We start from the raw sequence: 26,653 nt of genomic DNA, 5'->3' as shown, positions 1-26,653 counted from the left end.
TAGATGAAATCAGGACTTACGCAGCGACGCTAAATATGGTGAAATGGTGCGTTACACTGGCGTTAACGCACCCGAAGGATGGAGGCTTTGCGTAAGTGAAATGGTGCGTTACACTGGCGTTAACGCACCCGAAGGATGGAGGCTTTGCGTAAGTCCTGGAAATTATACCCAAACTTAATAATGATTAATAAGAGTAGCCAAAATTATTTACGTATTTTTCGCCGTCAATCGCCTGTAATGGTATTAGGGCCTGACAAAAGAGCAGTAATTTGGGTACAAGGTTGCAAGTTTGCCTGTTCAGGTTGCTTAGTTCCCGAATCTTGGGATGAAACAGGGGGAGAAACTATCAGCATAACCGAACTAACCAACTGGATTTTAGCACAACCAGATATTGAAGGAATTACAATTTCTGGCGGAGAACCAATGCTACAAGCAGCAGCTTTGGTAAATTTAATTGATAAAATTCGTGAGAGCAAAAACTTGGGTGTCATGTGTTACACTAGCTACCGTTGGGAGCAACTACAACAGGGAACAGCAGCGCAAAAATTATTGCTCGATCGCATTGATTTACTAGTAGATGGATTGTATATTGAATCCTTACATGGTGATTTGCTGTGGCGAGGTTCCAGTAATCAAAGATTGTTGTTGTTGAGCGATCGCTACGAGCAAATTTTAGCGGTAGAGTTGGGGAAGGGCGATCGATCGGCAGGACTAGAATTTGGCATAGATGTTACAGGCGCATTCTATTTTACTGGCGTTCCCGCCCTGAAAGGTTTCCGAGAAGAATTTGCCTCCAGAATGCAGCAACGAGGAATTATGCTAAATTCGGGGACTGGAGACAGGGGACTAGGGACTAAGGACTAAGGACTAAGAGAATCTCCTGTGCCCTTACAAAATCGGGAGGACGATCGCAAAAGTTGCACCTTTCCCAGGTTGGGAAAAACATTGTAACTGTCCTCGATGTTGCTCGGTAATAATTTGGTAACTAATTGATAATCCTAGACCAGTTCCTTTACCAACAGGTTTGGTGGTGAAAAACGGATCGAAAACTTTTTGGCGAACACTTTCATCCATTCCCGGCCCATTATCAGCAATGAAAATCTTTACTGTTTGTGCGTCCGACATTTTGGTAGTAATTTGAATTCTGGGATAATCAATACCGCGAAACTGAGTTAAAGCATCGATCGCATTACTCAGAATATTCAGAAACACTTGATTAATTTGGCTAGCATGGCAGTTAACTAGGGAAAGTTTCCCGTAATCTTTGACGATTTCAATCTCCGAGTATTCGCTATTAGCTTTTAAGCGATGTTGCAAAATCATTAACGTACTATCGAGTCCTTCGTGTAAGTCTACTGCCTTCCTTTCTGATTCATCAAGGCGAGAGAAGTTACGCAAACCCAGGATAATTTTAGAAATCCGATCGCTCCCTCTTTCCATAGAATTAAACAGCTTATCCAAGTCATCACGCAAATATTCTAATTCGATTTCTTCTAATTTTTTTTGAATAGCTGGATGGGGATGAGGAGAATTTCGTTCGTAAAGCGCAATTAGGTCAAATAATTCCTCAACATATTCACGAGCATGATTGATATTTCCTGAAATAAAAGTAATAGGATTATTAATTTCATGAGCAATACCTGCTACTACTTGTCCCAAGCTCGACATTTTTTCGGCTTGGATTAATTGAGCTTGAGTCTGCTGCAATATTTGCAGAGTTTGTTGCAAATGTTGGTTTTTTTCTTGAATATCAAGGTTAGCTTCCATCAGTTCAGTTGTACGTTCTTGAACTTTTTGTTCTAGATTTGCGAAAGCAGCATTCAATTGGTTTGCCATGAGATTGAAGGCATTAGACAGTGTATTAAGTTCTGCGATCGTCACAATATTAGAAACTTGTTGGTCTAAATTGCCACGAGACATAGCTTCTGCGGATTGAATCAAGTGCAATATCGGGAGAGAAATCCAACGAGAAGTGCAAATTCCTAACACAGAAGCGATGCCTAATGCGACAATACACAGCAAAATGGTAGTGCGAGTATTGGCATTAATTTGAGCCATAAAGTCTTTTTCTGGCACAACTATCACGATTAGCCAATCTAAACCTAATTTATCTTGATAAGGTATTATTTGTAAAAATTTCCGTTCGCCATTTATCTCTAAAATTAGTTTCTCTCTCCCACTAATTTTGCTGAAATCACCAAAGCGTTCCTGTAAAAATTTCGCCGTCAATTTGGTTAACTTATTTTGACTATTAATAGCTGGAAGTCGTTGTAATGTTTGGTTTTTACCTGTCGAGTAGAAAGGATGTTCCCTTGTGGAACTGGCAACCAATAGCCCGGAACGTTCTAAAATAAAAGTCTGTCCTGACTCGCCAATTTTCAACTTACTGAGGAATCGATTAATGTCTAACAAAACTAGGTCTGTAGCAACAACTCCCCTTAGCTTGTGATTTTGATTGTAAATGGGAGTCCCAAGAGTTATGGCAAGTTGAGTGCTTCCGCGAAAAGCATAAATATCGCTCCAGATTGATTTACCTTGGGTAGCGACGGGAAGATACCAAGGGCGACGACGGGGGTCGAAGTTTGGTATGGAAACGATTAACTTTTGCGTCATTTTCCCTTGACTATCGGTGGCGTAGCCGTTCATGTTGTAACCTGTGGCGCGATCGACAATCGAAATGATCAAACCTTCTTCATTAAAGTTGTTTATTCCATAAAATTCGCCTTTTTCGTTGCCAACTTGAATCACACTAACTCCCGCAAACAATCTAATTTTCTGTAAAAAGTATTTGTCCATACTGCGGGGTTTTTCGGGATTGAGATATCCTAGATTAATTGCGTCTAAAACGTTTTGATTAACGATATAGGGTTTTTGTAAATAATTATGGAGGTGTTGTTCGATGCGATCGCCTATTTCCCTCTGCAATTGAATCACAATATTTTCTACTGCCTTTTGTCCATTGCGTAAAGAAAGCCATCCTGTTAATCCTACCACTGCAAAAATTTGTAATAAAAAAGGAACAATTAAGATAAATCGCAGGTGTAATTTCATATTTTCACTTATAAAATGCTTTTCATAGTTCTTAGTACAGTTATCATATCACTTTTTTGATAAAAATAGATAAATTTGTGGTTTTTAACCAGATCGGGAAACGGCAGAACTTGCAGAATATTTTGTGGTACGACTAGGGCTGTAGTTACGAAAAATTGACTTTTGACCGATGGAGTTCTAAAATGGGTAAAATAAATACTGAATTTAGTTAATTAAAACTTCAATTAAGAGCGGGTCTAAAATTAGGATTATGAGTGGCACCCCTAAATTCTCCGAAGCAGAAATTGCTGAATGGAAACAAAAATTATTAGAAGCTGAACGTCAGAGACGGGCCCAAATTGAAGCAAGACGACGGCAAGAAGCAGAAGAATTAGAACGACAAAGACAATTAGAAGATTCGCGTCACCAACTGCAAATCCGAGTACAGGGTTTACTTTCCGAACTCAGCTGGCAATGGGGGAATTATTATCTCCAAGAAGCAGTAACATTGCAATTTCACTGTCAAAATCAAGTAGAAGCAATCCAACAAGCAGAGTCAGAAATACAACTGCTAGCAATTTCCGAAGAACTAATCAAAATTGAATTGGCGATGCAAGAAGCATTGCACAGAAAGCGCAGAGAAGAAGCAGAAAAAAAACGACTGGCAGATATTGAAAGACAACAATTTGAGTTAGAAGAATTAGAACAGCGAGTCGCACAAATTCCAGAGGCAGAAGCGTTAAAATTCGATCGAGGCGATCGCGCAGTCGTAGTATCTAGATCCCCGACTTCTTGAAGAAGTCGGGGATCTTTAGTTTAAAGATCTGTTGTAACTAATCCTTTGAGGTTTGCCAATTTCGATTTTATTTGCAGCAAAAGCTTGGCGAACTCGCAAACGAAACTCTCTTCCAACACTCCATTGTTCCATCGGTGCGGTTTTTATCCAGACTCTTACTAACATTCCCTCGTGGGATAAATCATCAATACCTAGAACATCTGGTAGTTCAGGTAAACGCACTCGCCATTCCGGTTCATTATAAAGTTTTTCCCCTACTTCTCTGAGAATTTCTAACACTTTTTCGGGGTCATTTTCGTAAGCTACTACGATCGCAAAATCCACCCGTGACCAAAGGCGTGTTAAATTACTGACATCTATAATATTACTATTAGGAATTGTAATCAGTTGACCTTCGGCATTTCTTAATTGAGTTACTCGTAGATTCAAGTTTTCTACTAATCCGCTTTTCTCCCCTATTTGAATAAAATCTCCCACAGCAAATTGATCTTCCATTAAAATTAAGCAACCATTGACAAGATCCTTAATCAAACTTTGGGAACCAAAAGAAATCGCTAAACCAATCACAGCACCACCAGCCAAAATTGAACTAGTAGGAATGTCGAATAAGCTGAGTGTCCAGAGAACACCAACTATTATTAAAACAAAGGTAATTAAACCTTTTAAAGCTCCAGCAATTGTTTTAGTTCGTAAGGCAATCCGCTGCGCTTCTGCTAAAGAAATTGCCGGATTGATTTTCCAGGGATGGATGAAGCGATCGATCAAAGTTTTGCTAACCCGAATCGCCAAACTGATCGCAAACCAAATCACAAGCAATGCAAATGGTGTAGCTAACAAAGTAATGCTGAATTGCATCAGAATTGGCACTAGGGAGACGATAAAATAAATCCCGATGTACCAGATTAAAATTAAAATCCAAAGCAGCAACCATTTCAGACATTTGTCAAACTCCAATCGTTTTTTCACACTGAATTGATGTTGCATAGTAGCCAGAAAAGAAGAGCGCAAATCGGCAATTTCCCTAGCTTCTGTCTCTTCTCCCTCCATCGTCTCAGATTCAGCTATATCCTGAGATTTCTTAAGTTTATCTGCTGCGATCGCAATTTCCAATTCTTTTTGATAACGAGCTTCCAGAGCTTTTTCCCGACGACTCAATATTCGCCGCAACAACCAAACTACAGCAGTAGCAATTAAAAGCCCCAAAAAGATTTGTGTTGCTTGCCAAATTCTCTCTCGCAACACTTCCGGGGATAATAATTGCTTCATGCGAACTATTTCCTCTTGAATAATTCCTTGCCATTCCTTGGCTAACTCTGACAAAGTTTTGCCGTTATAATCAGCATCGGGTTCTGTCACCGTGACTAACCGAACTGGACGAGAAGATCGATCGTCACTAATTTGAATGATGTAGCGATTATTCAGTATGGCAGTTGAAACAGTTGGGGTTTGTTTTGCTTGAAAAGTTCGTTCTACAACTCGCCAAAGTCGATCGGCAATTTCTTGCGCCCTTGTCTCAACCGGAAGTCGCCTCTCTGGTATATTGTCTCGATTCCAAATCGTTGGGGATGCCACTTCAAACAAAATTTTACTATCTAGAGGCGATCGAACTTTTGCAACTTCAAATTCCCCAATTCTCCTAACATTTGGTGGCGGCTCCATCGGATTGGTGGAAGCAGCCGTTGATATAGAAGGTAATTGACTTTGAGCAGGAAGATTCCAGCCGATGCACAAACTGAACGTGAATACACAGATCAAGAAACAGCGGATTACTGTTTGAAACCAACGATAAGATAAGAACCTACTCATGAGTCAAAAAAAATCAAATTAGTCTTTTGAGACTTACCAAATTTTCACACGATCTTTCTCATTCAACCACATTCGATCGCCAGGTTTGATACCAAACGCTTTGAAAAACCCCTCCTCATGTTGAAAAGGAGGGCTATTGGTCTAAGGCGGGACGCATCATCCATGCTGGACTCCGGCTCATGCCCTGCGCTTCCAGGACGGCGGCACGATCTTGCCACGCCGAACTGCCAGGATCAGCAATATCACGCTGGCAGCGGCAGACACCAGGATGGCGATCAGCGAACCCTCCATGCCAGCGCTGCCGCCAGTAAGCAGTTGCGGGCCTGCAAAGGTGGTCTTGAATAGACCCTGCATCTCATTGCCGCCGGACACGGCACCGGAGAAAATTTTGCCCATCGTGTAGTTCCAGGCAATGTGGAGGCCGATGCTCATCCACAAGCGGCGGGTGACCATATAGGGCGCGGCTAGCATTGGGCCGAACACGATGGCGATGGACGCGACACCTACGAGGGTTTCACCTTCGTTCATCAAGTGTACGAGACTGACGTAGAGCACCAGCAGGCTGGTGAGCGGGAAACGCAGGATACGCAGGAGCAGGCGGATTTTTGAATCGGTTCGTGTATCCATTGATGATCTCCAGTTAGGAAAGGATAATTTCATTGCAGGGTGGGTTAGCATAAACGTCCTGTAGGAAAAAGGGTTTGCTCAAACATGAATGGAATTGGGGACAGATGTTACGACAAACGCACTCGTAAATTATCAAAGCCCTTATCTGACCGGGTTTCTGCTCCTTGCTCAATGGTTTGGCGATAAGTTTCCACAAAATGATTGGGCATAATGTCGCCCTGTTGGGAAAGAAACGACCATGACTCTCCCACGTGCACAAAGTCATCCTTGAGTAGTTTGCTCAGGGGCAGCATGGGAATCATGTCTGCCAGATTGGTGATGCGATAGTGATTGGGAAGCAACTGGCTGTGGGCTTCCACAAAAGCTTTGTTGCCTAACCGAGGACCGGCGTAGGTATAAACCTGAATACTGGGTCGCAACTCTGGGAAAATCAGGGCTAGATCGATCGCGGCAAAGGTCGTCAGAGCCGCCCCCAAACTGTGTCCAGAAATTATCAGCGGTTTCTTAGGATCTAAGGATTGAACTGCTTTCTTAACGGCTGCGGCTAAATGCGTTTGATAAAAGTTATAAATGCCGGAGTGAACTTTACCGATCGCAGTCCCATTTACTGGATGAACATAGTTTTCTTGAATCGCCAGGATATTTTCTAACCATTCCAGTTGGCGCTGAGTCCCTCGAAACATTAGGATATTCATCTTGGGAGAAGACAACAAAAACCCGTAGTAAACCGGGATTTGTTGTTTCACATTCACCACCTGCTTGACTTGATTCTGAATGATATCTTTTGTTTGGTTGACGCGATCGCCCAGTTCATTCAGGTTCTCAGGAGAGTTTGCTAAATTTGCAAGTGGCACTTCAAAGGGAATTGCCTCTTCCACTCGTTCGGCTGCTTTAAAGGATGTAATTTGGCGAAAGGGTTTAAAGCCCGTTGTATAGAGTGGTAAGGCTGAAATCCTACCGTCATAATTCGCGTCATATTTACCTTTGAGATATTGCTGGGTACAGAGCTTGCTGCCAGTAATCAACAGCTTAGACCACTCGCGGTTGTAGGGAATGGTCGGCGATCGCAGTTTAGCACTCTGTTGCACAGCGACCAAATCTTTAATTGAAGTCAGGTCAGCGCCAAAGGCAGATTGAACCAGTTGCGTTGGATCGTACAATTGCCGCAGTTTAGCTTGTTCGGCTTGCAACGCTTGCTGCTGCAACTGTTCGCGCCCAAATACTGCTGCGATCGTAGTGCCTAATCCAGACCAGAGTAAAAATCGGCGGTTAAATCTCATTTTGCTCACCCGATGGAGGACGATCTGAAGTTAAAGACAATTTGCTCACATAGAAATGATTGACAGCTTGCCCCATACCCCAGAAATAAGAGAAGGCAAACATTCCAGGTGCTAACGCCCCAATCAGCGGCACAACGACTCCCACTGCCACTGTCAATAACCAGGCTAGGAACCCCATCAAAACTGCGCCAGCGATCCCAAACAAAATGCCAACCCTGGCTAAGAGCCCGCCTCCCTTCTGGAACTGCCAGAGGCGGGCAATCCCAATCACCAGCAAAACGTTGAGCAGCACCAGGACGATCGCTTGCAATAAGCCAATGTTGGGAATTGGCAGCAGAGCAACGATCGCCGCTCCCAGCGCATAATCTAGAATTAAGTTGCGGACTTTTAAGTTAACTTTAGCGGGATGATCCATAGCGATCGCGATTGATAAGCTACTGAGATTGAAATCAGGCATTAGGACTGCGGTGAGAACATACACTCCCGCCACTAAACTGTTTGACTACTGGGCTGGTTTAGCATTTTTGCATCACGCAGACGCAGCAATTCCTCGCGCCAGGATGTTACCAGGGTATCGGTTTCTACATCCTGACCCTGATGCTGCACCCGCCATTTGCGAAATGCCAGTTCATTCTGCGCTTTCACAATGGCGGCAGAAGTGCGGCGATTGTATCCTAGAATGCGGCGGGTTTGGAAGATGCGATCGCTCTTCACGGCTTCATACTCTTCCGGCGTAATCACAGGTTTCTGTTCATCGGCAAGCTGTTCTCGAATCACATTCCGCTCCCAGATGCCGCTCTGCCAGAGCATCACGCCCACAATCAGGAAAAACGGGAAAAAACACACCAGTTTTATGGCGCTTTGCTGTACCCACTGATTGAGGAAAGGTGCCACCACAGCTGGTGTGACAGTCGCGGGTGTATCAGCCACAGGTTTGCCCGTCTGAAAATAGATGACTAATGCGATCGTCAACCCGATCATATTGTTGAGGAAATGAGCCGAAAACCCCAGCAACCAGCCTCCGATCGGAGCCGCATAGCGCAACCAGCGACGGGTGGTTTGACGGGCTAACCCCAGCCCCATGCCAAACAATCCTGTAAATAGGGGATGACCCGCAAACCCAAATATCGCAAGGCGAGCGGCGATTTCATAATATAGCGGGATATCTCCTGTGCTGATAAATCCTTTGGTGATGTAATATGGAGTTTCCTGCAAATTAAAGCCAATGCCGACCAATGCTCCATAAATGAAGCCGTCGCGCACATTATCAAACTCACTTCGGAATAGCCAGAACAAAAGCAAAACTCCCAGCCCTTTGGCTGTTTCCTCCACCAGTGGCCCTGCAATTGGAGCCGTCAGCAACATCACGGCATCTTCACCCAAAACGCCTTTGATATCGGGGTGAAGCGCCACAAAATCACCCAGACTTTTGAAGAAAACAGCGTTAACAGGAAAAGCAATTCCAGAGGAAATCAGCGCCCCCCACAGTAAGGCAATCAGATAAAGCCAGCGAGATTCTGGTTCACGTCGATCCAGAAACCACAGGATGGCAAGGGGGAACAGCGTCACCAGGAATGTGCCCAGTAAGCCAATAATGTAAACCTGAACAGCCGCTGGGGAGAGGGTCGAAAAGTAGACACGAAATAACGAAAACGTACTGGCTAGTAACAGCACAACCAGAACAATGATGGCAAAGATTGCATTTTTAGGACGGCTCAAGGGCGAACCGTAGAGAATGTGGGCAATCTCAGTAGATGTTATTTTATTCATGGAATTAATTTAATTAGTAAACCAAGAAGTTTTTCCTCTCATCGCGATCGCTTGGATTCGTTCTGTAGACTTTTTCAGCAAGCCCTAAATACGGAAGAACCAAAACAGCCAAGATATAGTTCAAAAGAAGTTTTTTTGTACAAAAACTTCTTTTACCTGGATAAGTGATTAATAAAGTTGCCAAGGAAGGGGATTTTTAAGCTCACTCAATAGACTAATTCAAGAATTAGTTAACTATGATTAAGTAATCCCCAAAGCTGTTAACCCAAACCAGTCAATATTGGTTCACATTTAGTCCAGTTTTTCTTTCACTTTATCGATCGCATCACTTGCCGCATTCTTAATCCCATCCAGCAAATTTTGGGCTTTATCTTTAATATCTGCCGCTGTATTCAAAGCCGATGCTTGCGCTTGTTTGATTTCTCCTTCCGCTTTCATTTTGCGATCGCCAGTCAACTCACCCGCAGCTGCTTGTAATTTGCCTTCTGCATCTTTAGCAGCCGCTTTTATTTTGTCTTCAATACTCATGATTTTCCCCAAAAAAATAATTTGATTATCAAGCTATATGAATCAGGAAAAAATGTCAAGTAGTACGTTGTTGCGCTGTCTTCGCCCCTGCAACAACGTACCAAACTAAGGCAAAGAAACAAAATCAGCCTGAGTAATTAAATTAACAGCAATTCCATTCAAAGTTGCCAACAATTCATTACTACCAAGCTTAGTAATAACCGTATTATTTCCACTTTGGGTAATTGCCAATTGTGCGAAAGTCAAACCACCAGATAAAGCTAAGAAATCTACACCATCTTGGAAATCAGTAATTACATCACTACCTTTGCCAGAAGCTAACACAAATAGGTCACTTCCATTACCACCAGTCAACAAATCATTTCCCGCATCACCACTCAACAAATCATTACCATCACCACCAATCAGAGTGTCATCACCTTTACCACCATAAATCGAATCATTTCCTAATTCACCATTTAGCCAATCTCCCCCTTGATTGCCAAAGATTAAATCATTGCCAATACCGCCACAAATTTCATCATTATCACTATCAGAAACATCAGTTCCATTACCCCCGAAGAGAGTATCATTACCATCATCACCGCAGAGAAAATCATTACCTAAATCGCCAAACACCAGATCGTTTCCGGCTTCTCCAAACAGATAATCTTGTCCTTGACCACCGCGAATCGTATCATTACCATCCTCACCAAAAATAAAATCTTCGCCAGTATTACCGTAAAGTAAATCATTACCTTCACCGCCAAAGATTACATCGTCATCAGTGCTGCCTGATAAATTATCAGCACCACAGCCAAATACTGTATCGTCACCTTTATCACCAGCTAAAATGTCATTGCCTTTATCGCCGTAGATAATGTCATTATCTTGACCGCCGCGCAGGAAATCAAGATTTTGACCGCCGCGAACTGTATCATTACCTTCGTTACCGTTAACAAAATCTTCACCTTCGTTACCGTTGAGAAAATCATCCCCTTCACCACCAGCAACCCAATCATCTTCGGTACTACCGTAAAGATTATCATTCCCTTTTCCACCAACTAAATTATCACTACCACCTTCGCCTAGTACAAAATCATCACCACCAAAACCGAAAAACTGATCGTTTCTAATATTGCCGACAATAAAATTACCGTTGTCATCATCATCCAAGAAATCGTCAGCTGGATATAAATCTATTAACACACCGGGCAAATTATTCAGATCGGGAGCAGTAATATAATCACAAAAACAATCTTCTAGATCGGCAATAGCAACGCTGGCGTTTTTGTTAGCACCAACGTTGTAGCCATTACCACTATTTAAAACCAGTTGGACGCTTTCATTTGGATCAAATACGGTGTCCCCAACTAGGGTGACGTTTAAAATAGCGGTGGTTTGTCCGGCGGCAATAGTAAAACTGGTAGCAGTTAGGTTGGCAATGTTGTTGCCAATGGCTAGGGTGTAGTCAGTGGTGAGGGTAGCAGTTCCCGCCACGCTATAGTTGATGGTCAAACCGCCTGCTGGGGTGGGACTGTCTAAGATAATGACAAACGTGCCATTAACCAGACCTCTTTCGCTGGCAAAATCTTTAGAGGTAATGGTGACGGTGGGTGTATTATCGGCAATGGTGATGCTCGCCTGAGATGTGGCACCGAGAGTGTAGTTACTTGTACCCTTTTCTAAGGTGAGTTGCACGGTTTCGCCTGGGTCAAATACTGCGTCGTCAACGGGGGTGATGTTTAAGGTGGCAGTTTTTTGTCCGGCGGCAATGGTAAAAGTCTTGGGTCTAACGTCGGTAATGTTGGTACCCGGTGTTACAGAGAAGTCGGTGGTTTCGGTGGCGGTTCCCGCTACCTTATAAGTGATGGTTAAACCGCCTGCTGGGGCTGGGTTGTCTAAAGTAATGAGAAAAGTGCCGTTGTTGCTGCCTCTTTCGCTGGCATTTGTACCTGGGGCAATGCTGACGACGCGGACATCATCGGCAATAGTCAAGGTAGCGTTATTGGCAGCACCAAGGTTGTAGTTAGTACCCTTTTCTAAGGTGAGTTGGACGGTTTCATTGGGGTCAACTACTGCGTCGTCAACGGGGGTGACGTTTAAGGTGGCGGTGGTTTGTCCGGCGGCAATGGTAAAACTCTTGGCAGTAACAGAGGTAATGTTGTTGCCTGTGGTCAGGGTGTAGTCGGTGGTACGGGTGGCGGTTCCTGCAACTTTATAGTTGATGACTAGACCGCCTGCGGGGGCTGGTTTGTCTAAGGTGATCAGATAAGTGCCGTTGATGGTGCCTCTCTCGTTGGGATTTGTGCCTGGGGCAATGGTGACGTTGGGGAGAGTGGGGAGAGTGGGGATAACGGGGGCTGTGACATCATTATCGGCAATGGTGACGGTGGCGTTATTGGCTGTACCGACGCTGTAGCCTGTGCCATTGTTTAAGGTAAGTTGGACGGTTTCATTGGGGTCAACTATGTTGTCGTCAAAGGGGGAGACGTTTATGGTGGCGGTGGTTTGTCCGGCTGCGATCGTAAAATCGGTGTCAGTTGCCGCGACAATATTGTTGCCTGGGGCTAAGTGGTAGTCCGTGTTATTGGTGGCGGTTCCGGCTACACCATAGTTGATGCTTAAACCGCCTGCGGGGGCGGGTTTGTCTAAGGTGACGACAAAGGTACCGTTGCTGCTGCCTGTTTCGCTGGGATTTGTACCTGCGGCAATGGTGATAACTGGGGGAATAATCGGAGCCGCTACATCATCATCGAGAATGGGGACAATAGCCTGAGTGATGGTACCGAGTTTATAGCTACTACTACTGGTTAAGGTGAGTTGGACGACTTCAGTTGGCTCAACTTCGCTGTCGTCAACGGGGACGACGTTTAAGGTGGCGGTGGTTTGTCCGGCAGCAATGGTAAAACTGGTGGGACTAACAGCAGTAACGTTGGTGCCTGTGGCTAGGGTGTAATCAGTGGTATTGGTAGCATTTCCGCCCAGGCTATAGTTGACAACTAAACCGCCTTGAGGTGCTGGTGTGTCTAAGGTAATGCTAAAGGTACCGTTGACATGGCCTTGTTCTCTGGCAAGTGTGGTAGAACCAAGGGTGACATTAGGTAACAGGCTGAGTTTGGCTACGTAGATGTCTAAGTTTCCTTGAGAAGTTAGAAGTTTAGTTCCGAAACTGGCGCTGCCATTGAAAGCGCCTGTGATGTAAGCATTGCCGCTATTGTCGGTGGTGATACTTCTGCCTTGATCGGTACCACTACCCCCCATACCGATCGCCGAAACGACATTGCCACTGCTGTCCAGTTTAGCTACGAAGATGTCAGTGCTACCTTTGGAAGTCAGGGTAACACTCCCAAAGGTGGCGCTACCACCGAAAATACCTGTGGTGTAGACATTACCACTACTGTCGGTGGCGATGCTGTTACCTCCGTCACTACCGATAGAACCAAAACTTTTCGCCCAAGCAACATTGCCACTGCTGTCCAGTTTAGCTACGAAGATGTCAGTGCTACCTTTGGAAGTCAGGGTAACACTCCCAAAGGTGGCGCTGCCAGATAAAATACCTGTGGTGTAGACATTACCACTACTGTCAGTGGCGATGCTGAGACCTGTGTCATTACCGATAGAACCAAAACTTTTGACCCAAGCAACATTACCACTGCTGTCCAGTTTAGTTACGAAGATGTCACTGTCGCCTTGGGAAGTCAGGGTAACACTCCCAAAGGTGGCGCTGCCTTGGAAATTACCTGTGGCGTAGACATTACCACTGCTGTCGGTGACGATGCTATTGCCAGCATCGCCTTCTTTACCACCGAAACTTTTCGCCCAAGTGACATTGCCACTGCTGTCCTGTTTAGCTACGAAGATGTCATAGCCGCCTTGGGGAGTTAGGGGAACACTCCCAAAAGAGGTGGTCTTGTCACCGAAATACCCTGTGGTGTAGAGGTTGCCACTATTGTCGGTGGCGATGCCGTAGCTTATGTCATTGTCACTACCCCCGTAACTTTTCGCCCAAGTGAAATTGCCACTGCTGTCCAGTTTGGTTACGAAGATGTCTTGGGTGCCGTTGGTGGAAGTCAGGGTAACACTCCCAAAGGTAGCGCTGCCAGAGAAAACACCTGTGGCGTAGATGTTGCCGCTACTGTCGGTGGTTATAGCCTTGGGACTACTGCTGTCGGTTCCAGGGACACTTTTTGCCCAAATCACATTGCCACTGCTGTCCTGTTTGGTGATGTATACATCACTGTTTCCCTGGGAAGTCAGGGTCGTATTCCCGAAGGTGACGCTGCCACTGAAATAACCTATGGTGTAGAGGTTGCCGCTACTGTCGGTGGCGATGTCGTAGCCTGCATCGGGCCCAGTACTACCGAAACCTTTCGCCCAAATAACTTCAGTCATTGTGAACTCCTTTGACTTAATGAAAAATTGAAGAAAGAACTTTGTTTACAGGGAGAAGTGATTCTCCTCCCTGAGTTAGATGTTTGAGGGATTTCCTTGATTTAGAGTGATCTGTAGTTAAAATTAATTCCTGCTGCGAAACTGAGTTAATCTGCCCCTTAAGTTGCTATTTCAAGAGGCAGAAGTGACGCGGACATCAAAAACTCTGATTTGGCAAGCGCCAGCAGAGTTAATTACCACGAGCTAATTTAGTCCTTTGCAAAAAAGAAGCTAAATTGTCATGATTTCACCCTCAGAATGTTTAATGTTGAACTAGTATTTGGGTTGTTATGGATTAGCGATCGCAATCTGCCTTGGGTGCATAAACAATCGCTTCATACCGTCCATCGGTAGTTCTAATCGCTACGCAATTTCCGGTGCGCCGTTCTCTCCAGTTGCTATAGGCGCTGTCGGCTTGTTGAGTTGCTTTCACCCAAACGTAACCCCGTTCGCGCACGGTATCTTCGGCTTGTCCGGCTCTGGCACCGACTAAATCTTCTAAATCTGGGACGGATGCACCGACTCGTGCTTGGGTGGTGTTTGAGCGGGAAGAATTTGAGTGGGAAGAAGAGGAACCATGTTTTCCGCTTAAGAGTCCGACGATTAAAGCCCCAACTGCGACACCTGCAACCACTTCACCTGTTGATGGTTTGCGATCGTTATCATGGGAAACGTTAGCTGGATATTGAGCGTCTACCTTGACGGATAAGCGGTGTCTGGCTCCATCTTCCTCCCAAGTGAATACTCCTCTGTCAGGTTCATCTCTAAAGCGGACGTTGTGGACTTCATCGTGGGTTTCTACTTGCAGCGATTCTCTATCTGGGCCAAAAAACCGATACTGAGATCCGTCGTCTAGTTCAACTACGAAGACGATTGTGCTGCCTTGTTGTTTTTGCTTGATGACACAATGCCCGTCAAATTGAGGATATTGAGAGCTTTCTTCTGTTAGTTTGCAACGTCCTTGTGCTCTGGCAAGAGTTTCTGCTGATGCTGTGGGAACGAAGGGTAAAAGCCAGGTGGCAATGGTTAATCCAACAGTTCCTAATGCGGTCAATTTTTGGTTCAAGTTAATTTTCATTTAGTAGTCCTCACAAAAAAATTATCTTAACTATAATCGACCTTCGTTTACGTCGCTGTAGATGTAGTTGTAAAATTCGGTGCCTGTGACGGCGTTGATAACTGTCATGCGTTTAGTGTCGCGATCGTACATCACGCGCACTCGCCCATCTGTACCAGTAAATTTATTGCCAGATGTGCGGTTCAAAACTCCTGTGAATTTGAATTCTCCTTCTGTAATTTGAACTGCATATTGGTTGGCATTGCGGCGAGTCAATTTTGTGACTGGGGTAGGCGAAGAACTACTGGATGTAGATTCACTGGATTGATTATTATTGCTAGAAGCTGTATCCCAATAGACGTAGATTGATTGATTGGCAAGGCGATAAATCTGTCCTTTGTCGCCTAGTCCTGATTGGCGAAAGGCGCGTTGACCATTTTGATCTTGATAGTTACCGGGTTGATTGCCCACTGGACGCAGTTCGTAGCGTCTGCCATTTTGCAGTTGAATGCTGACAAAACCTTGTCTTTGAGAAAATGTACAAGGGCCGGAAGAGGTGGCGCGGTCTTCGCCTTTAGGAAAAACATCACAACGAGCTTGAACGGTGTCGGTTTTGGCAACAATAGCGATGCTCAGAGATGTCAAAGACAGAATAGATGCGAGGGCAATTGTTTGAATTTTCATTGGTTACTCTTACTCTTATGGGAAAAAATTAGTTTACTACAAACAACCTTCGTCTACGTCGCTGTAGATGTAGTTGTAAAATTCGGTGTCTGTGACAGGTTGATAATAACGCAAGTTGCTAGTTATTAATTCTTTCGGAGTTCCCCCCTTGAGTAAGGGGGGTTAGGGGGGATATTCGGCTGTGATTACTAGGTTTTGATCCCCCCAACCCCCCTTATTAAGGGGGGCTAAGAAAGAGCCAGACTTATAAATAGCAACTTGAGTTAATAGTTATGCGTCCGGTTTGGCAATCGCTAAGCAACGCAGCGCGAACTTAAATAACTCAAACTCGTTCAGATGAACCAGTATCAAATTTTACTTCAAATGCGGTAAAAGATGTGTTTGTTTATGGTTTCTTTATCAAATAACCGCATTCTTGACTCGATCGCGCAACCGTGCCAACTCCTCGCGCCAGGAGGCGACTAGAGGATCGGTTTGCACATCTTTTCCGTCATGATTAACACGCCATTTGCGAATCGCCAGTTCGTTCTGTGCGCGGACGATCGCATACGATGTGCGTCGATCCAACCCAGGAATGCGACGAGTGGCAAATAAGCGATCGCCCTTCACTCCCTCATATTCCTCTGGCGTAATCACTGGTTCTTTTTCATTTGCCAGTCCATCCCGAATCACCTGCAACTCCCAAAGACCGCTTTGCCAGAGCATTACCCCCACTATCAGAAAAAATGGGAAAAAAGCGATCGCTCTGATGACACTATGCTGAACCCACTGATTGAGAAAAGGTTCAACAACCGCAGAAACGGCTGGTTTGGCAGGTTCATGTGCAGCGATCGATTTACCCGTCACCAAATAGACCGCTAAGAAAAAAATTAGACCGATCGCATTATTGAAAAAGTGTCCTGAAAAACCCAACAACCAACCAGTCACGGGTGCCGCATACCGCAGCCATTGACGAGTTGTTTGGCGAGCTAAACCAAGTCCCATGCCAAATAGACCTGAATACAGAGCGTGTCCGGCTAAACCAAATAAGGCAAAGCGATCGGCCATTTGAAAATACAGCGGCACATCCCCCGTAGTCATAAATCCTTTCGTCACATAAAACGGCGCTTCCAGCAGATTGAAGCCAATTCCTACCAGCGCACCATAAATAAACCCATCCAGCACCCCATCAAATTCTGACCTGAAAAGCCAGAATAAAAGCAAAATCCCTAATCCTTTGGTGGTTTCCTCGACAATCGGACCTGCTATTGGTGCGCCAATAATTGTTTTGGCATCAGAACCATAAATAGTCTTAAGGATGGGGGTTGTTTTCACCAGATTGCCAATATTTTCAATTATCCAGGTGTTAATCGGGTAAACCAGCGCAGTTGCGATTAAGGCACCCCAGAGAATGGCAATTAGGTAAAGCCACTTTGATTCTGGTTCACGACGGTCTAAAAACCACAAAATTGATAGAGGAATAATCGAGATTAGTAATGTTCCTCCCAGACTAAGGAGAAAGATTTGAAAACCCGCAGGAGACATACCGCCGAAAAAATTGCGAATCAGGACGATCGCACTGATAATCACTAGCACTGCCAGGAAAAGAACGATCGGTATCGCCTTGCGGGGGTTACTTAACGGAGAATCATAGAGGATTCTGGCTCGATTGGTTAATGACATAAGCTCAATTTGATTTGCACAGATTATTCCTTGCCCGTAAAACAGGCTAATTGTAAATGCTATTTTTATCTCATGGGATTAAGTTATAGATTCACAAGTACCAAAATTTCTTAACGATCGCACAAAAACACTTGATAATTTGATAACTTCTGTCAAACTGTAGCCGCAAAGGAATAGATAACGATGTCTATTAATTTGATTTCCGAAAGTGGTAAACCTTCTTGTCGCAAACGCTTTGCTAAAGAATCTTGCGCTAGTTCCATAACTAAGCCAAGATATTCTGTACCTTTGAGCCAACCTTGTTCGGGACTGAAACTTTCTAATAAAGCTGGATGTTTGAGAGAAATTGCAGTTTGTAATTCAGTGATTTGACGTTCTTGCTGTTCTCGATCGTCAGAAAAAATTTTAATTGCTACTTCTCTGATGGCGCGATCGACAATTACTTCATCCGCCAAAAATACCGCCCCCGAAGAACCCGCACCTAAGACTTTTTTTAAGCGATACTTAGGGGTAAACCACTCATCTTCAAACATTCGCCAAAATTGATTTGAGTTCATAGAGGTAATAATACAAACAGCAAAGTTAGTTTAACTTAGGAGGTACATTGTTGAGGTACGTTGTTGCGCTTGGGCGCTCTTATTATTAAAGCGCTAAAGCGCAACAACGTACTTAAAACGTACTTAAGCTTATTACTAGAAATTTTGGTTAATGTGGTTAGAAATGCCCTACCCATATTACTATTAACCCATAAACCTCGTTTACAAATAACTAAAAAACTTTACGAACCCGGATGGACTTCCAACTGCTACACCCTCAACTGTTTATCCAATTACTGCTGGGACTGCTATCTGTCCTATTTGCCGAAGTGGTACGGGATGCCTATCACCTCGCAGGGCACTACTGGAAACCTTTACAGAGCTTCCATAACCTGCATCATAAAGCCTATCGCCGTGATTTGAGCATGACCAGCTTAGAGGCTTATAAGAAAGCACAATTGTACAATGATGTACCTGAGTCTCTGGTAATGGTCCAAGTAACGGCTTTAGCAGCAGGAATAGCTCAGAGCTATGGAATATATGGAATGTGGCTCGGTGTTTTGTATGCTTTTGTCTTTGTGATTCCTGCCTTCGCACGTTCCCAAGGACTATTGCTTGTAACTGATTTTGCTCATAAACAAGGAGATTTAGTCGAAATACCTTCCCAATGGACAGTGAATCGTACTTATCACTGGCGACATCATTTCGATCAAGGTAATGCTTACTTTTGCGGTTACTTTACAATAACGGATAAAATGTTGGGAACTGCTCTATCTTTGAAGGGAAAAGTAGTAGGAATTACCGGAGCTTCTGGTACTTTAGGACAAGCATTAATTGAAGAACTTTCCTTGCAAGGTGCTAAAGTAGTGGCTTTCACTACTAATAAATCTGCTGAATTTCAGCCAGGAATTAATGTAGTTTACTGGGAATTAGGAGCGGAAGCAGAGTTAATCAATCGTTTGAAAACAGTTGATATTTTGATCGTTAATCATGGCGTGAATGTACATGGCGATCGCTCTCCCGCAGCCATCCAAAAAGCTTACGAAATCAACACTATTTCCGCAGTAAAATTAGCCGAAGCATTTCTGGAAACTGTCACCGAATCTGACCACAAAGCGATTAAAGAACTTTGGATAAACACATCAGAAGCCGAAGTAAATCCAGCATTCAGTCCGTTGTATGAGTTGTCTAAAAGAGCTCTCGGAGACTTGATTACTCTACGTCGCTTAGATGCTCCTTGCGTGATTCGGAAGTTAATATTAGGGCCATTTAAGAGTCAACTTAATCCTTATGGTGTAATGTCTGCTCGTTGGATAGCTTGGGCGATCGTAGCTTTAGCTAAACGAGATTTTCGGGACATTATTGTTACCATTAACCCGATTACTTATATTGCCTTTCCCATTAAGGAGTTTTCTCAATCTCTTTATTTCCGCTTGTTCACGTCTAAATAATCAGGAAAGATGAAAAGATAGGGTAATGGGGAAATGGCAAAATAATCAATTATCTCCCTACCCCTGTCTCCTGGCATTCAACGATATAAAAAAGCTTGACGTAAATAAAAACCTACTGTGGTAAAAATACTAATAACCAAAAGTATTAATGGTAATCCTAATATCCCAGACTCCGTTGAGCTAGAGCTTCCTAAATAGTAAATCAACCATACCGTATAGGCGAATATCCAAGCCAATTCTGCTTTGAAAAAGTTAAGCAAAGAACAGGCTATTTGATATTGACGAGCCGCATTTTCTGGGGTAATTTGTACTGGATAATTAAAAAGACGAGGGTAACGACTTAAGAAAGTTAAGCCCACTGAGATAATTATAGCTAAAGCTGGAAATAACCAAATAATTGCTTTAGAACCCCATCCATTAGGTTGACCAGACAAATTAAAATGAATAGGAATTACATCAGGTAAAATAAACCAACCACGAATAGCAATAATCAGGGACAGAAGTACACCTACAACGGTGATAATATTGAGTACTAATGCTAGTTGAGATTGAGGCATAGTAATAATTGGACGTTGTGGCATGGGATAAAAATATTTGGTAATTTATTCCAATGATAAGCTGCCACGCATTTAAATCACTTATTGATACTAAATCCGGTTTAAACACCCCCGCTATTCTTTAGTCCTTGTCAAGCGGACTAAGTTTTGTGTAGCAGCGGTTTCAAATTGCATCAGGGCTTACGCAGTGACGCTAGCTGATGGTGGAATGGTGCGTTACACTGGCGTTAACGCACCCTACACCCTAACCCCTAACCCCTACCCCCTAACCCTAAAATTACCACAATCCCCTGACGCTTTTAGAAACAAAGCGCAAAACGCCTGATTCTTGTTCGCTCTGATAATAAATTGTTAATTGACCTTTATCATCTAACTCAAATCTTTGGGCACCTTGTAATGCTTTCAGATATTTAGATTCCTGGGTCATAATCGGTTCTTCACAAGCTTTGAAAGTTGATGCAAGTTGATTGATAGTTAATCGATCGCCCTGAATTTCATAACTACCCATAAAGCGATTACATCCACCTGAACCAGAAATACGTCCATTAGCAAAATTGGCTGTTAGTTCTTGTGAGGGAACCATCGGCGTTGGCAAGTCTAATAATGCCATGTTTCCCAGTCGCCAACTACCTTTAAGTGGAGAGGATTGAGCCATTTCCAAAGATGAAGTAGGGTTTTTTGTAGTTTGTTGTGCGACTACAGAATTTATCGATGTAATTCCAACTGCTCCAACTATTAAAGTGACAATAAATAAAGTTTTACGGTTCATATTCTACATTGATGAATTGAAAAATTGGTGGCTAGGGATTCCCGGAGAGTTAGTTGACAGGCAAAATAAATCTCCGGCGTTAATTTGCTGTTGAATGTCTTTCTGACTCAGCCCGATCGCAGCCCCGGTAATATAAAGGTCTGTGAGATTAGTTCCACCGAAAGCAACACTAGTAGGAGGCTGCACTGGCATTTTAACTCGGAAGATTTCTTCACCTGCTGAGTTAAAGCAAGCAACACACCAACCATTCCAAAGTGCAGACCAAAGATTGCCCGCAGAAAGTACATTTTGAACAGACGATCGATCGATCACAATTGTTGCCAAATAATTCGATTTTGTTAAGGGACCCGCAACTGGGAGAGTTTTGAGTTTTTAACCTAGATATATTCATTTTAAGTATCTTCCCACTCTGTAGAGACGTTATATATAACGTCTCTACAGGGTCGTGGAAAAAAGATACAGCACTTTTCAGGTAACTGAGGTACAAAGAAACCCGGTTTCTTTTGAGTACTTCATAAACCTGCAATCTGCTGTATTATGGCTGATCGACCGGACATGATATCAATTGCCATATTCCTAATTCCAAACTCAATGAAGCGATACCTGTGTAGTTACATCGTGCCACTGTTAGTATTGCTTACAGCTTGCACAGCACCAGAAAAGCCAATAGAACCTGTCACTCAACTGAAAGCTGTCACCCTTGACAACAGAGTGAAAATTATTGGAGGTCAAACCGTTTATGTTCCCATTTACTCTCATATCTACATCTGGGAGCGTGGTCGAACAATGGAATTAACCAGTACGCTTAGTGTTCGCAACACTGACCTGACTCACCCAATAATTATTGCCTCTGTCAACTATTACGATAGTAACGGTAAGCTTGTCCGCAAATATTTAAAGCAACCCGTAGAACTTCCCCGATTGGCTTCCACGAATTTTATTGTCGATCAAGAAGACACCAGTGGTGGTGCGGGAGCCAGTTTTATTGTAGAGTGGGTAACTCAAAAGCAAGTTTCTGTACCTGTAATTGAGGCAGTGATGATCAATGCCAGTGGCAATCAGGGAGTATCTTTGGTTAGCCCTGGTAGAGTTATCAAAACTCGCACCAATACCAAATAATATCATGAATCTAAGATCCCCGACTTCTTGAAGAAGTCGGGGATCTGGGTAGGGGATCTGGGTAGATATATCAAATTCATTGATAAATATAGACAATTGTATATTATACAATGGTTTGTCAGTAATTGAAATTCACTTAAGTTTCTAGCTATTTGATCTTTTGTTTTATAAGATTAATAGGTTTGAGTGCAAAACTACCTATTGCTTAGAGCAAGACGACTAAAGAATGAATAAACGAATGTTGGATAAGCACCTGGCAAATATTCACAAGCCGTTGAGGAAGTTGATGGGGCGGAGATTTTTCTTTCCCTTGTTGGGTGCTTGCTCCCTGGTATTTATCTTGACTGCTTTACCAGTTAGAGCAGCCGATCGCATCTACTTTAATTATGGCCCTCTCGATTTTTCCATTTCTGTTGATTCTTTAGAAAAGTTTGCTAAAGAAGGAAAAGTAGAGCCAGAATTAGCCTTCATTCTTAATCGGATTAGTCCAGAACAACAGGCACAGTTACGTAATGTATTAAACTCCCGCTATCAATTTAGTTCAGTATTAATGTCCCGATTTTTTTACTCTTCGTTTGGGGAAAGATTTCTGACTTATTTGGGAGAGTTAATTCAAGTTGAAGGCGGTCAAAATGGCTTATATGGAATTCGGTCTGCTTTAATTTTATCTACTGCTGATTCTGATGGGTTATCTCCGATTAATTTCCTGCGGAAATTTCCGACAGATATTCGGCTGAATACCAAAAGAATCATGCAACAATTTCAAGAAGTTTCCGCACTGACTTCAAAAACCAATGCTTTGGTTGCGGCTCTGCAAAAAACCAATGTCCAAGTTAAAAATGCTGAATCATCGATCGATTTTTCCCAATTACCAAATTTAAAAGAAACAGGTAAATTCAGTTACTCCCAGCAAACCAAAAAACTGCGAGATGCAAGTCGTCAGAGGGAATTTATCCTTGAGCTTTATTTACCTGAAGTACCAAATGGTGAGAAGATACCTGTAGTAGTTATTTCTAATGGAATAGGGACAAAGCTCGATCGCTACGATTATTTAGCCCAACATTTAGCCTCTCATGGTTTTGCAGTTGCCATTCCCCAACATCCTGATAGTGATGACATCCAACAGCAAGCATTTTTCCAAGGTTTATCGCCACAAATGTTTAAAACAACTGCCTATATTAACCGACCATTAGATGTAAGTTATATGTTAGATGAACTCGAACGATTGAATTCATCTGAATTTAACGGACAACTAAATCTGCAACAAGTCGGACTATTTGGCAATTCTTTCGGCGGTGATACAGCACTTGCTTTAGCGGGTGCCCAGTTCAACTTTGCCCAATTGAAAAAAGATTGCACTCCTGAAAAAAACTTAGTAAAACTATCACTGTTAGTTCAGTGTCAGGCTTTAGAACTACCAGAAAAAACTTACAACTTTCGGGACAATAGAATTAAAGCTGTGTCTGTGCTTTTCCCAGGTAGTAGCAGTCTTTACGGTGAAGCAGGTTTAAGTAAAATCAACATTCCAATTCTCTGGGGAGCCGTTGATAAAGATATTTTCAGCCCACTTTTATTAGAACAAGCTCCTGCTTTTAGTTGGTTGAAAACCAAAGAAAAATATTTAATTGTAGGAACAGGACTCGATCACCTTAATCTTAATTTTTCTGCTTTAAGTAGTATTGCTTCTCCCGATCGAGAGGTAGCAGATAAAGTGACAATTAAGGAACCAGAGGTTGCCAAATCCTATCTAAAAGCTTTAAACTTAGCTTTTTTCCGAGTTTATCTTACCAATGATTCTAGTTATCGTCCTTACCTTTCAGCTGCTTATGCCCAGGCAATTAGTGAAGATCCTTACAATTTGATTTTGTTAAAGTCAATAGAACAAAGTTTACTCCCCAAAAAGAGTAACTGATTCAGGAGTAAAAGCAATTTTAGCAGTTTTGAAAAACCTCGATTTGGCATTGAGGTTTAAATCTTATCTAGGTGTCGTAGGAGTGTAATAGTGATTATTTGGATTTTGGCATTAGCCAAATTAATGCTGCATTTTTTAAGTAATGGGCAATACGGTTATCAGATTGACGAACTTTACTATATTGCTTGTGGAGAACATTTGGATTGGGGTTATACAGAACTACCCCCTTTAATTCCGGTTATTGCTAATTTTATCCGATCGCTATTCGGAGATTCCTTATTTTCGATTCGATTTTTTCCGGCTGTAGCAGGAGCTTTATTAGTAGTAATAACCGGATTAATCGTTCGCGAACTTGGTGGAGGAAAGTTTGCCCAATGTTTAGCTTGTTTGGCAATAATTTTCTCCCCTTACTATCTCTTCATCCATACAATTTTAACGATGAATGCTTTTGAGCCACTGATCTGGACATTATGTGCATTCATCATTCTACTCAGCTTGAAATATAAATTACCTCAGCTTTGGTATCTAGTAGGATTTGTAGCTGGGATTGGTTTACTCAACAAATATTCAATGCTTTTCTTCGGGTTTAGCTTGTTAGTTGGGTTATGTCTAACTCCCTATCGGCAACTGTTTTGGTCAAAATGGATTTGGACAGCAATCTTAATAGCTTTTGTCATGTTTTTGCCGAATATTTTGTGGCAAAGTCAGCATGATTGGCCTTTTTTAGAACAACAAGCAGCAGCAAATATATCTAGTAAAAAGCCATTGGCAGAATCTATGGTTGATTTATTTATTCAACCAATTTTGATGATGCAACCTTTAACGTTACCCGTTTGGTTAGCAGGAATTTACTATTATCTTCGTTCTCCCGAAGGAAAACTATATCGCTTCTTTGGTTGGTCTTTTTTGGTGCTTTTTGGCATATTTTTTGTACTGGGAGGCAAATCTTATTATTTAGCTCCCATTTATCCGATATTGTTTGCGTCAGGGGCGATTATGGTTGAGCGATTTGTCCGCAATAGAAAGCTTTGGAAAACTTCGATTATAGCGGTTTTAGCTGCTAGTAGCGTATTTTTAATTCCGATGTCTCTGCCTATTTTGCCTCTGCCAACATTACTCCAGATTTCCAAGTTTTATTCCTCAATTTATACACTTCCCGATCGCGAAAGTACAGACCTAAACTCCATAGAAGCACCTTGGCATTTTAGACAAATGCTTGGTTGGGAAGACATCGCGGCTCAAGCGAGCAAAGTTTATCACAGCCTAGCATTGAGCTATCGATCTGACGTGGCAATTTTAACGTGGGATTATGGTTACGCATCTGCGATCGATTTTTTTGGCAAAAAGTACAATATACCAAAAGTAATTAGCGGCGCTCATGCTTTCTACTTTTGGGGGCCAAGAAATTACTCAGGTAATATCGTTATTAGTGTTGGCGGTGATTTTGATTACTTGAAAAAATTGTTTAAACAAGTTGAAAAAGTCGATACCATCACCCATGAAAATACGATCGGCATAAAGAGTTCCATTCCCATCTACTTATGCCAAGAAATTCAAGTTTCACTCCAACATGATTGGTCTGATTTCAAAGCTTATTTTGGTGAAGTTTATCGTCAGTAATAAGCTTTGAAAATTCAGTAGGGGCGATTCATCAATCCCCCCTACTTTCCCAATCCCTATTCCCTAGTCCCTATTCCCCATGCCTTGAAGAATAATCCAAGCACAAACTATCCCTAAAGGAAGCCAAGCAAGGATGCCATTGTAGCCAACCCACAGCCAATTTTTGCTGCCAGAAAATAGCATTAATGTTAGAGAACCGCCAATAGCGTTTGTTGCTCCATGACCTACGCTAGCAGCCCAAACACTTCCGGTTTTTATCCTTAACCAACCAAAAATAATCGATAACAATATTGTGAATCCAGTAAAAATTAGTAGTCCCAAAAATTGATTTTCATATTGTTCATAGCCCATGAAAATTAGCGGGTAATGCCATACTCCCCAAATTACCCCGGTTGCGATCGCTGCCATTAAAGGACGTTCTGCTAGTAAGCGAATTTGTAAATAGCTACGCCAGCCAAATTCTTCGCCCCAAACAATAGGTGTGGCGACTACGATCGCTTGAATCAATAGAGTTGGTATGAGGAAAAATAAAATATTATTAGAAGTTTTTGGATTACCATCTGGTAAATTTAAGGTGGTAAAGAACTGCTGTAAAGTAAAATCTGGTTGACTTAAATTGAAAAGAATTGCTAAAGCAATAATTACGGCTGTTACTCCTAATGGTAATAGCCAAGCAAATAAATAATAGCCCCAATGATTTTTAAAATTTAGTTTGAGTCCGGCATCGGTAAAACCTTCTTTAGTTACCCATTTGCGAACTATAAAGCAGGCTAATGCTGGGGTAAATGCTCCCGGTAAAACAGCTACTTGAAAGATGGGATTAGTACCAGAAATTCCGGCTAGCCAAACAATAGTCCAGTAGAGCCAAGCTGGGAGAAAAGCGATCGCCAAATAAGCCAATACTGCTTTAGTTTTTAGATTCATAGTTGGTTATAAGTTGAGCGAAGTTTTGTAAGTAGGTGTAAATAAAGTGATAATAGTTATATGAGGATGGGGCGGGCAGGATGCCCACCCCACAAGAGTTTTCACTTTATTT

Annotated in this window: 23 protein-coding genes; 7 read left to right on the top strand and 16 right to left on the bottom strand. The window is 42.8% G+C overall.

What is annotated here, in order from left to right; all coding sequences use genetic code 11:
- Positions 1 to 43: 43 nt before the first annotated feature.
- Positions 44 to 178 carry a hypothetical protein gene (locus tag ACE1CI_RS31465; RefSeq protein WP_413264885.1) on the top strand — a complete coding sequence of 45 codons (135 nt, stop codon included), beginning with the start codon at positions 44 to 46 and terminating at the stop codon, positions 176 to 178.
- A 2-nt stretch (positions 179 to 180) separates the two neighbouring features.
- Complete coding sequence (locus tag ACE1CI_RS31460; protein ID WP_413264884.1) at positions 181 to 864, top strand: 4Fe-4S single cluster domain-containing protein; 684 nt, start codon at positions 181 to 183, stop codon at positions 862 to 864.
- A gap of 24 nt (positions 865 to 888) precedes the next feature.
- Here the strand turns inward: ACE1CI_RS31460 and ACE1CI_RS31455 are convergent, their stop codons facing one another.
- Complete coding sequence (locus ACE1CI_RS31455; RefSeq protein WP_413264883.1) at positions 889 to 3,051, bottom strand: ATP-binding protein; 2,163 nt, start codon at positions 3,049 to 3,051, stop codon at positions 889 to 891.
- 250 nt (positions 3,052 to 3,301) lie between these two features.
- Here ACE1CI_RS31455 and ACE1CI_RS31450 point away from each other — a divergent pair, with 250 nt between their 5' ends.
- Positions 3,302 to 3,826 (top strand): hypothetical protein, encoded by a 525-nt coding sequence (locus tag ACE1CI_RS31450; protein ID WP_413264882.1) that lies wholly within the window; start codon positions 3,302 to 3,304, stop codon positions 3,824 to 3,826.
- Between the two features lie 15 nt (positions 3,827 to 3,841).
- Here ACE1CI_RS31450 and ACE1CI_RS31445 read toward each other — a convergent pair whose 3' ends face one another.
- From ACE1CI_RS31445 to ACE1CI_RS31395, 11 genes are all read right to left on the bottom strand, one after another.
- Complete coding sequence (locus tag ACE1CI_RS31445) at positions 3,842 to 5,632, bottom strand: mechanosensitive ion channel family protein (protein WP_413264881.1); 1,791 nt, start codon at positions 5,630 to 5,632, stop codon at positions 3,842 to 3,844.
- Positions 5,633 to 5,809: 177 nt separating this feature from the next.
- A complete protein-coding gene (locus tag ACE1CI_RS31440; RefSeq protein WP_413264880.1) occupies positions 5,810 to 6,259 on the bottom strand; it encodes a CPBP family glutamic-type intramembrane protease in 450 nt (149 codons plus the stop codon).
- Between the two features lie 107 nt (positions 6,260 to 6,366).
- A complete protein-coding gene (locus ACE1CI_RS31435) occupies positions 6,367 to 7,539 on the bottom strand; it encodes a lipase family protein (protein WP_496615956.1) in 1,173 nt (390 codons plus the stop codon).
- On the bottom strand, positions 7,529 to 7,996 hold the full coding sequence (locus ACE1CI_RS31430; protein WP_413264878.1) for a hypothetical protein: 468 nt from the start codon (positions 7,994 to 7,996) through the stop codon (positions 7,529 to 7,531). The genes ACE1CI_RS31435 and ACE1CI_RS31430 overlap by 11 nt, the downstream gene beginning before the upstream one ends.
- 32 nt (positions 7,997 to 8,028) lie before the next feature.
- Complete coding sequence (locus ACE1CI_RS31425) at positions 8,029 to 9,309, bottom strand: PrsW family intramembrane metalloprotease (protein WP_413264877.1); 1,281 nt, start codon at positions 9,307 to 9,309, stop codon at positions 8,029 to 8,031.
- A gap of 291 nt (positions 9,310 to 9,600) precedes the next feature.
- On the bottom strand, positions 9,601 to 9,837 hold the full coding sequence (locus tag ACE1CI_RS31420) for a CsbD family protein (RefSeq protein ID WP_413264876.1): 237 nt from the start codon (positions 9,835 to 9,837) through the stop codon (positions 9,601 to 9,603).
- Positions 9,838 to 9,942: 105 nt separating this feature from the next.
- The gene (locus tag ACE1CI_RS31415; protein ID WP_496615955.1) at positions 9,943 to 14,211 is read right to left on the bottom strand and encodes an SBBP repeat-containing protein; all 4,269 of its coding nucleotides are present in this window, start codon (positions 14,209 to 14,211) and stop codon (positions 9,943 to 9,945) included.
- 334 nt (positions 14,212 to 14,545) lie between these two features.
- Positions 14,546 to 15,328, bottom strand: coding sequence for a hypothetical protein (locus ACE1CI_RS31410; protein WP_413264874.1), 783 nt, complete (start codon positions 15,326 to 15,328; stop codon positions 14,546 to 14,548).
- 30 nt (positions 15,329 to 15,358) lie between these two features.
- Positions 15,359 to 15,991, bottom strand: coding sequence for a hypothetical protein (locus ACE1CI_RS31405; protein WP_496615954.1), 633 nt, complete (start codon positions 15,989 to 15,991; stop codon positions 15,359 to 15,361).
- Positions 15,992 to 16,390: 399 nt separating this feature from the next.
- Complete coding sequence (locus tag ACE1CI_RS31400; protein WP_496615953.1) at positions 16,391 to 17,653, bottom strand: PrsW family glutamic-type intramembrane protease; 1,263 nt, start codon at positions 17,651 to 17,653, stop codon at positions 16,391 to 16,393.
- Positions 17,654 to 17,805: 152 nt separating this feature from the next.
- The gene (locus ACE1CI_RS31395; protein WP_413264871.1) at positions 17,806 to 18,210 is read right to left on the bottom strand and encodes a protein kinase; all 405 of its coding nucleotides are present in this window, start codon (positions 18,208 to 18,210) and stop codon (positions 17,806 to 17,808) included.
- Positions 18,211 to 18,443: 233 nt separating this feature from the next.
- On the opposite strand from ACE1CI_RS31395, the gene ACE1CI_RS31390 reads away from it, so the two are divergent.
- Positions 18,444 to 19,640 (top strand): bifunctional sterol desaturase/short chain dehydrogenase, encoded by a 1,197-nt coding sequence (locus ACE1CI_RS31390; RefSeq protein ID WP_413264870.1) that lies wholly within the window; start codon positions 18,444 to 18,446, stop codon positions 19,638 to 19,640.
- Between the two features lie 77 nt (positions 19,641 to 19,717).
- Here ACE1CI_RS31390 and ACE1CI_RS31385 read toward each other — a convergent pair whose 3' ends face one another.
- The 3 genes from ACE1CI_RS31385 to ACE1CI_RS31375 form a co-directional block, all read right to left on the bottom strand.
- Positions 19,718 to 20,221, bottom strand: a complete 504-nt coding sequence (locus ACE1CI_RS31385) for a DUF1648 domain-containing protein (RefSeq protein ID WP_413264869.1) — start codon at positions 20,219 to 20,221, stop codon at positions 19,718 to 19,720.
- Positions 20,222 to 20,474: 253 nt separating this feature from the next.
- Positions 20,475 to 20,966, bottom strand: coding sequence for an META domain-containing protein (locus ACE1CI_RS31380; protein WP_413264868.1), 492 nt, complete (start codon positions 20,964 to 20,966; stop codon positions 20,475 to 20,477).
- A 3-nt stretch (positions 20,967 to 20,969) separates the two neighbouring features.
- Positions 20,970 to 21,290 carry an SMP-30/gluconolactonase/LRE family protein gene (locus tag ACE1CI_RS31375; RefSeq protein WP_413264867.1) on the bottom strand — a complete coding sequence of 107 codons (321 nt, stop codon included), beginning with the start codon at positions 21,288 to 21,290 and terminating at the stop codon, positions 20,970 to 20,972.
- A 267-nt stretch (positions 21,291 to 21,557) separates the two neighbouring features.
- On the opposite strand from ACE1CI_RS31375, the gene ACE1CI_RS31370 reads away from it, so the two are divergent.
- The 3 genes from ACE1CI_RS31370 (at position 21,558) to ACE1CI_RS31360 (ending at position 25,617) form a co-directional block, all read left to right on the top strand.
- The gene (locus ACE1CI_RS31370) at positions 21,558 to 22,085 is read left to right on the top strand and encodes a DUF3124 domain-containing protein (protein WP_496615952.1); all 528 of its coding nucleotides are present in this window, start codon (positions 21,558 to 21,560) and stop codon (positions 22,083 to 22,085) included.
- Positions 22,086 to 22,323: 238 nt separating this feature from the next.
- A complete protein-coding gene (locus tag ACE1CI_RS31365; RefSeq protein WP_413264865.1) occupies positions 22,324 to 23,997 on the top strand; it encodes an alpha/beta hydrolase in 1,674 nt (557 codons plus the stop codon).
- A gap of 90 nt (positions 23,998 to 24,087) precedes the next feature.
- A complete protein-coding gene (locus tag ACE1CI_RS31360) occupies positions 24,088 to 25,617 on the top strand; it encodes a glycosyltransferase family 39 protein (RefSeq protein ID WP_413264864.1) in 1,530 nt (509 codons plus the stop codon).
- Positions 25,618 to 25,680: 63 nt separating this feature from the next.
- Here the strand turns inward: ACE1CI_RS31360 and ACE1CI_RS31355 are convergent, their stop codons facing one another.
- The gene (locus ACE1CI_RS31355) at positions 25,681 to 26,541 is read right to left on the bottom strand and encodes a CPBP family intramembrane glutamic endopeptidase (protein WP_413264863.1); all 861 of its coding nucleotides are present in this window, start codon (positions 26,539 to 26,541) and stop codon (positions 25,681 to 25,683) included.
- Positions 26,542 to 26,653: the final 112 nt, after the last annotated feature.

Origin of the sequence: Floridaenema flaviceps BLCC-F50 (assembly GCF_041929275.2) — a bacterium.
GTDB classification, from domain to species: domain Bacteria; phylum Cyanobacteriota; class Cyanobacteriia; order Cyanobacteriales; family Aerosakkonemataceae; genus Floridanema; species Floridanema flaviceps.
This window is presented reverse-complemented; position numbering and strand designations above follow the sequence as displayed.

Bases quoted from the DNA above. Each gene is read 5' to 3' on its own strand.
- ACE1CI_RS31465 (WP_413264885.1), top strand. From the start codon at position 44: ATGGTGCGTTACACTGGCGTTAACGCACCCGAAGGATGGAGGCTTTGC.
- ACE1CI_RS31370 (WP_496615952.1), top strand. From the start codon at position 21,558: ATGAAGCGATACCTGTGTAGTTACATCGTGCCACTGTTAGTATTGCTT.
- ACE1CI_RS31450 (WP_413264882.1), top strand. From the start codon at position 3,302: ATGAGTGGCACCCCTAAATTCTCCGAAGCAGAAATTGCTGAATGGAAA.
- ACE1CI_RS31415 (WP_496615955.1), bottom strand. From the start codon at position 14,211: ATGACTGAAGTTATTTGGGCGAAAGGTTTCGGTAGTACTGGGCCCGAT.
- ACE1CI_RS31430 (WP_413264878.1), bottom strand. From the start codon at position 7,996: ATGCCTGATTTCAATCTCAGTAGCTTATCAATCGCGATCGCTATGGAT.
- ACE1CI_RS31445 (WP_413264881.1), bottom strand. From the start codon at position 5,632: ATGAGTAGGTTCTTATCTTATCGTTGGTTTCAAACAGTAATCCGCTGT.
- ACE1CI_RS31420 (WP_413264876.1), bottom strand. From the start codon at position 9,837: ATGAGTATTGAAGACAAAATAAAAGCGGCTGCTAAAGATGCAGAAGGC.
- ACE1CI_RS31440 (WP_413264880.1), bottom strand. From the start codon at position 6,259: ATGGATACACGAACCGATTCAAAAATCCGCCTGCTCCTGCGTATCCTG.
- ACE1CI_RS31390 (WP_413264870.1), top strand. From the start codon at position 18,444: ATGGACTTCCAACTGCTACACCCTCAACTGTTTATCCAATTACTGCTG.
- ACE1CI_RS31410 (WP_413264874.1), bottom strand. From the start codon at position 15,328: ATGAAAATTAACTTGAACCAAAAATTGACCGCATTAGGAACTGTTGGA.
- ACE1CI_RS31455 (WP_413264883.1), bottom strand. From the start codon at position 3,051: ATGAAATTACACCTGCGATTTATCTTAATTGTTCCTTTTTTATTACAA.
- ACE1CI_RS31395 (WP_413264871.1), bottom strand. From the start codon at position 18,210: ATGAACTCAAATCAATTTTGGCGAATGTTTGAAGATGAGTGGTTTACC.
- ACE1CI_RS31385 (WP_413264869.1), bottom strand. From the start codon at position 20,221: ATGCCACAACGTCCAATTATTACTATGCCTCAATCTCAACTAGCATTA.
- ACE1CI_RS31405 (WP_496615954.1), bottom strand. From the start codon at position 15,991: ATGAAAATTCAAACAATTGCCCTCGCATCTATTCTGTCTTTGACATCT.
- ACE1CI_RS31425 (WP_413264877.1), bottom strand. From the start codon at position 9,309: ATGAATAAAATAACATCTACTGAGATTGCCCACATTCTCTACGGTTCG.
- ACE1CI_RS31380 (WP_413264868.1), bottom strand. From the start codon at position 20,966: ATGAACCGTAAAACTTTATTTATTGTCACTTTAATAGTTGGAGCAGTT.
- ACE1CI_RS31365 (WP_413264865.1), top strand. From the start codon at position 22,324: ATGTTGGATAAGCACCTGGCAAATATTCACAAGCCGTTGAGGAAGTTG.
- ACE1CI_RS31435 (WP_496615956.1), bottom strand. From the start codon at position 7,539: ATGAGATTTAACCGCCGATTTTTACTCTGGTCTGGATTAGGCACTACG.
- ACE1CI_RS31460 (WP_413264884.1), top strand. From the start codon at position 181: ATGATTAATAAGAGTAGCCAAAATTATTTACGTATTTTTCGCCGTCAA.
- ACE1CI_RS31355 (WP_413264863.1), bottom strand. From the start codon at position 26,541: ATGAATCTAAAAACTAAAGCAGTATTGGCTTATTTGGCGATCGCTTTT.
- ACE1CI_RS31400 (WP_496615953.1), bottom strand. From the start codon at position 17,653: ATGTCATTAACCAATCGAGCCAGAATCCTCTATGATTCTCCGTTAAGT.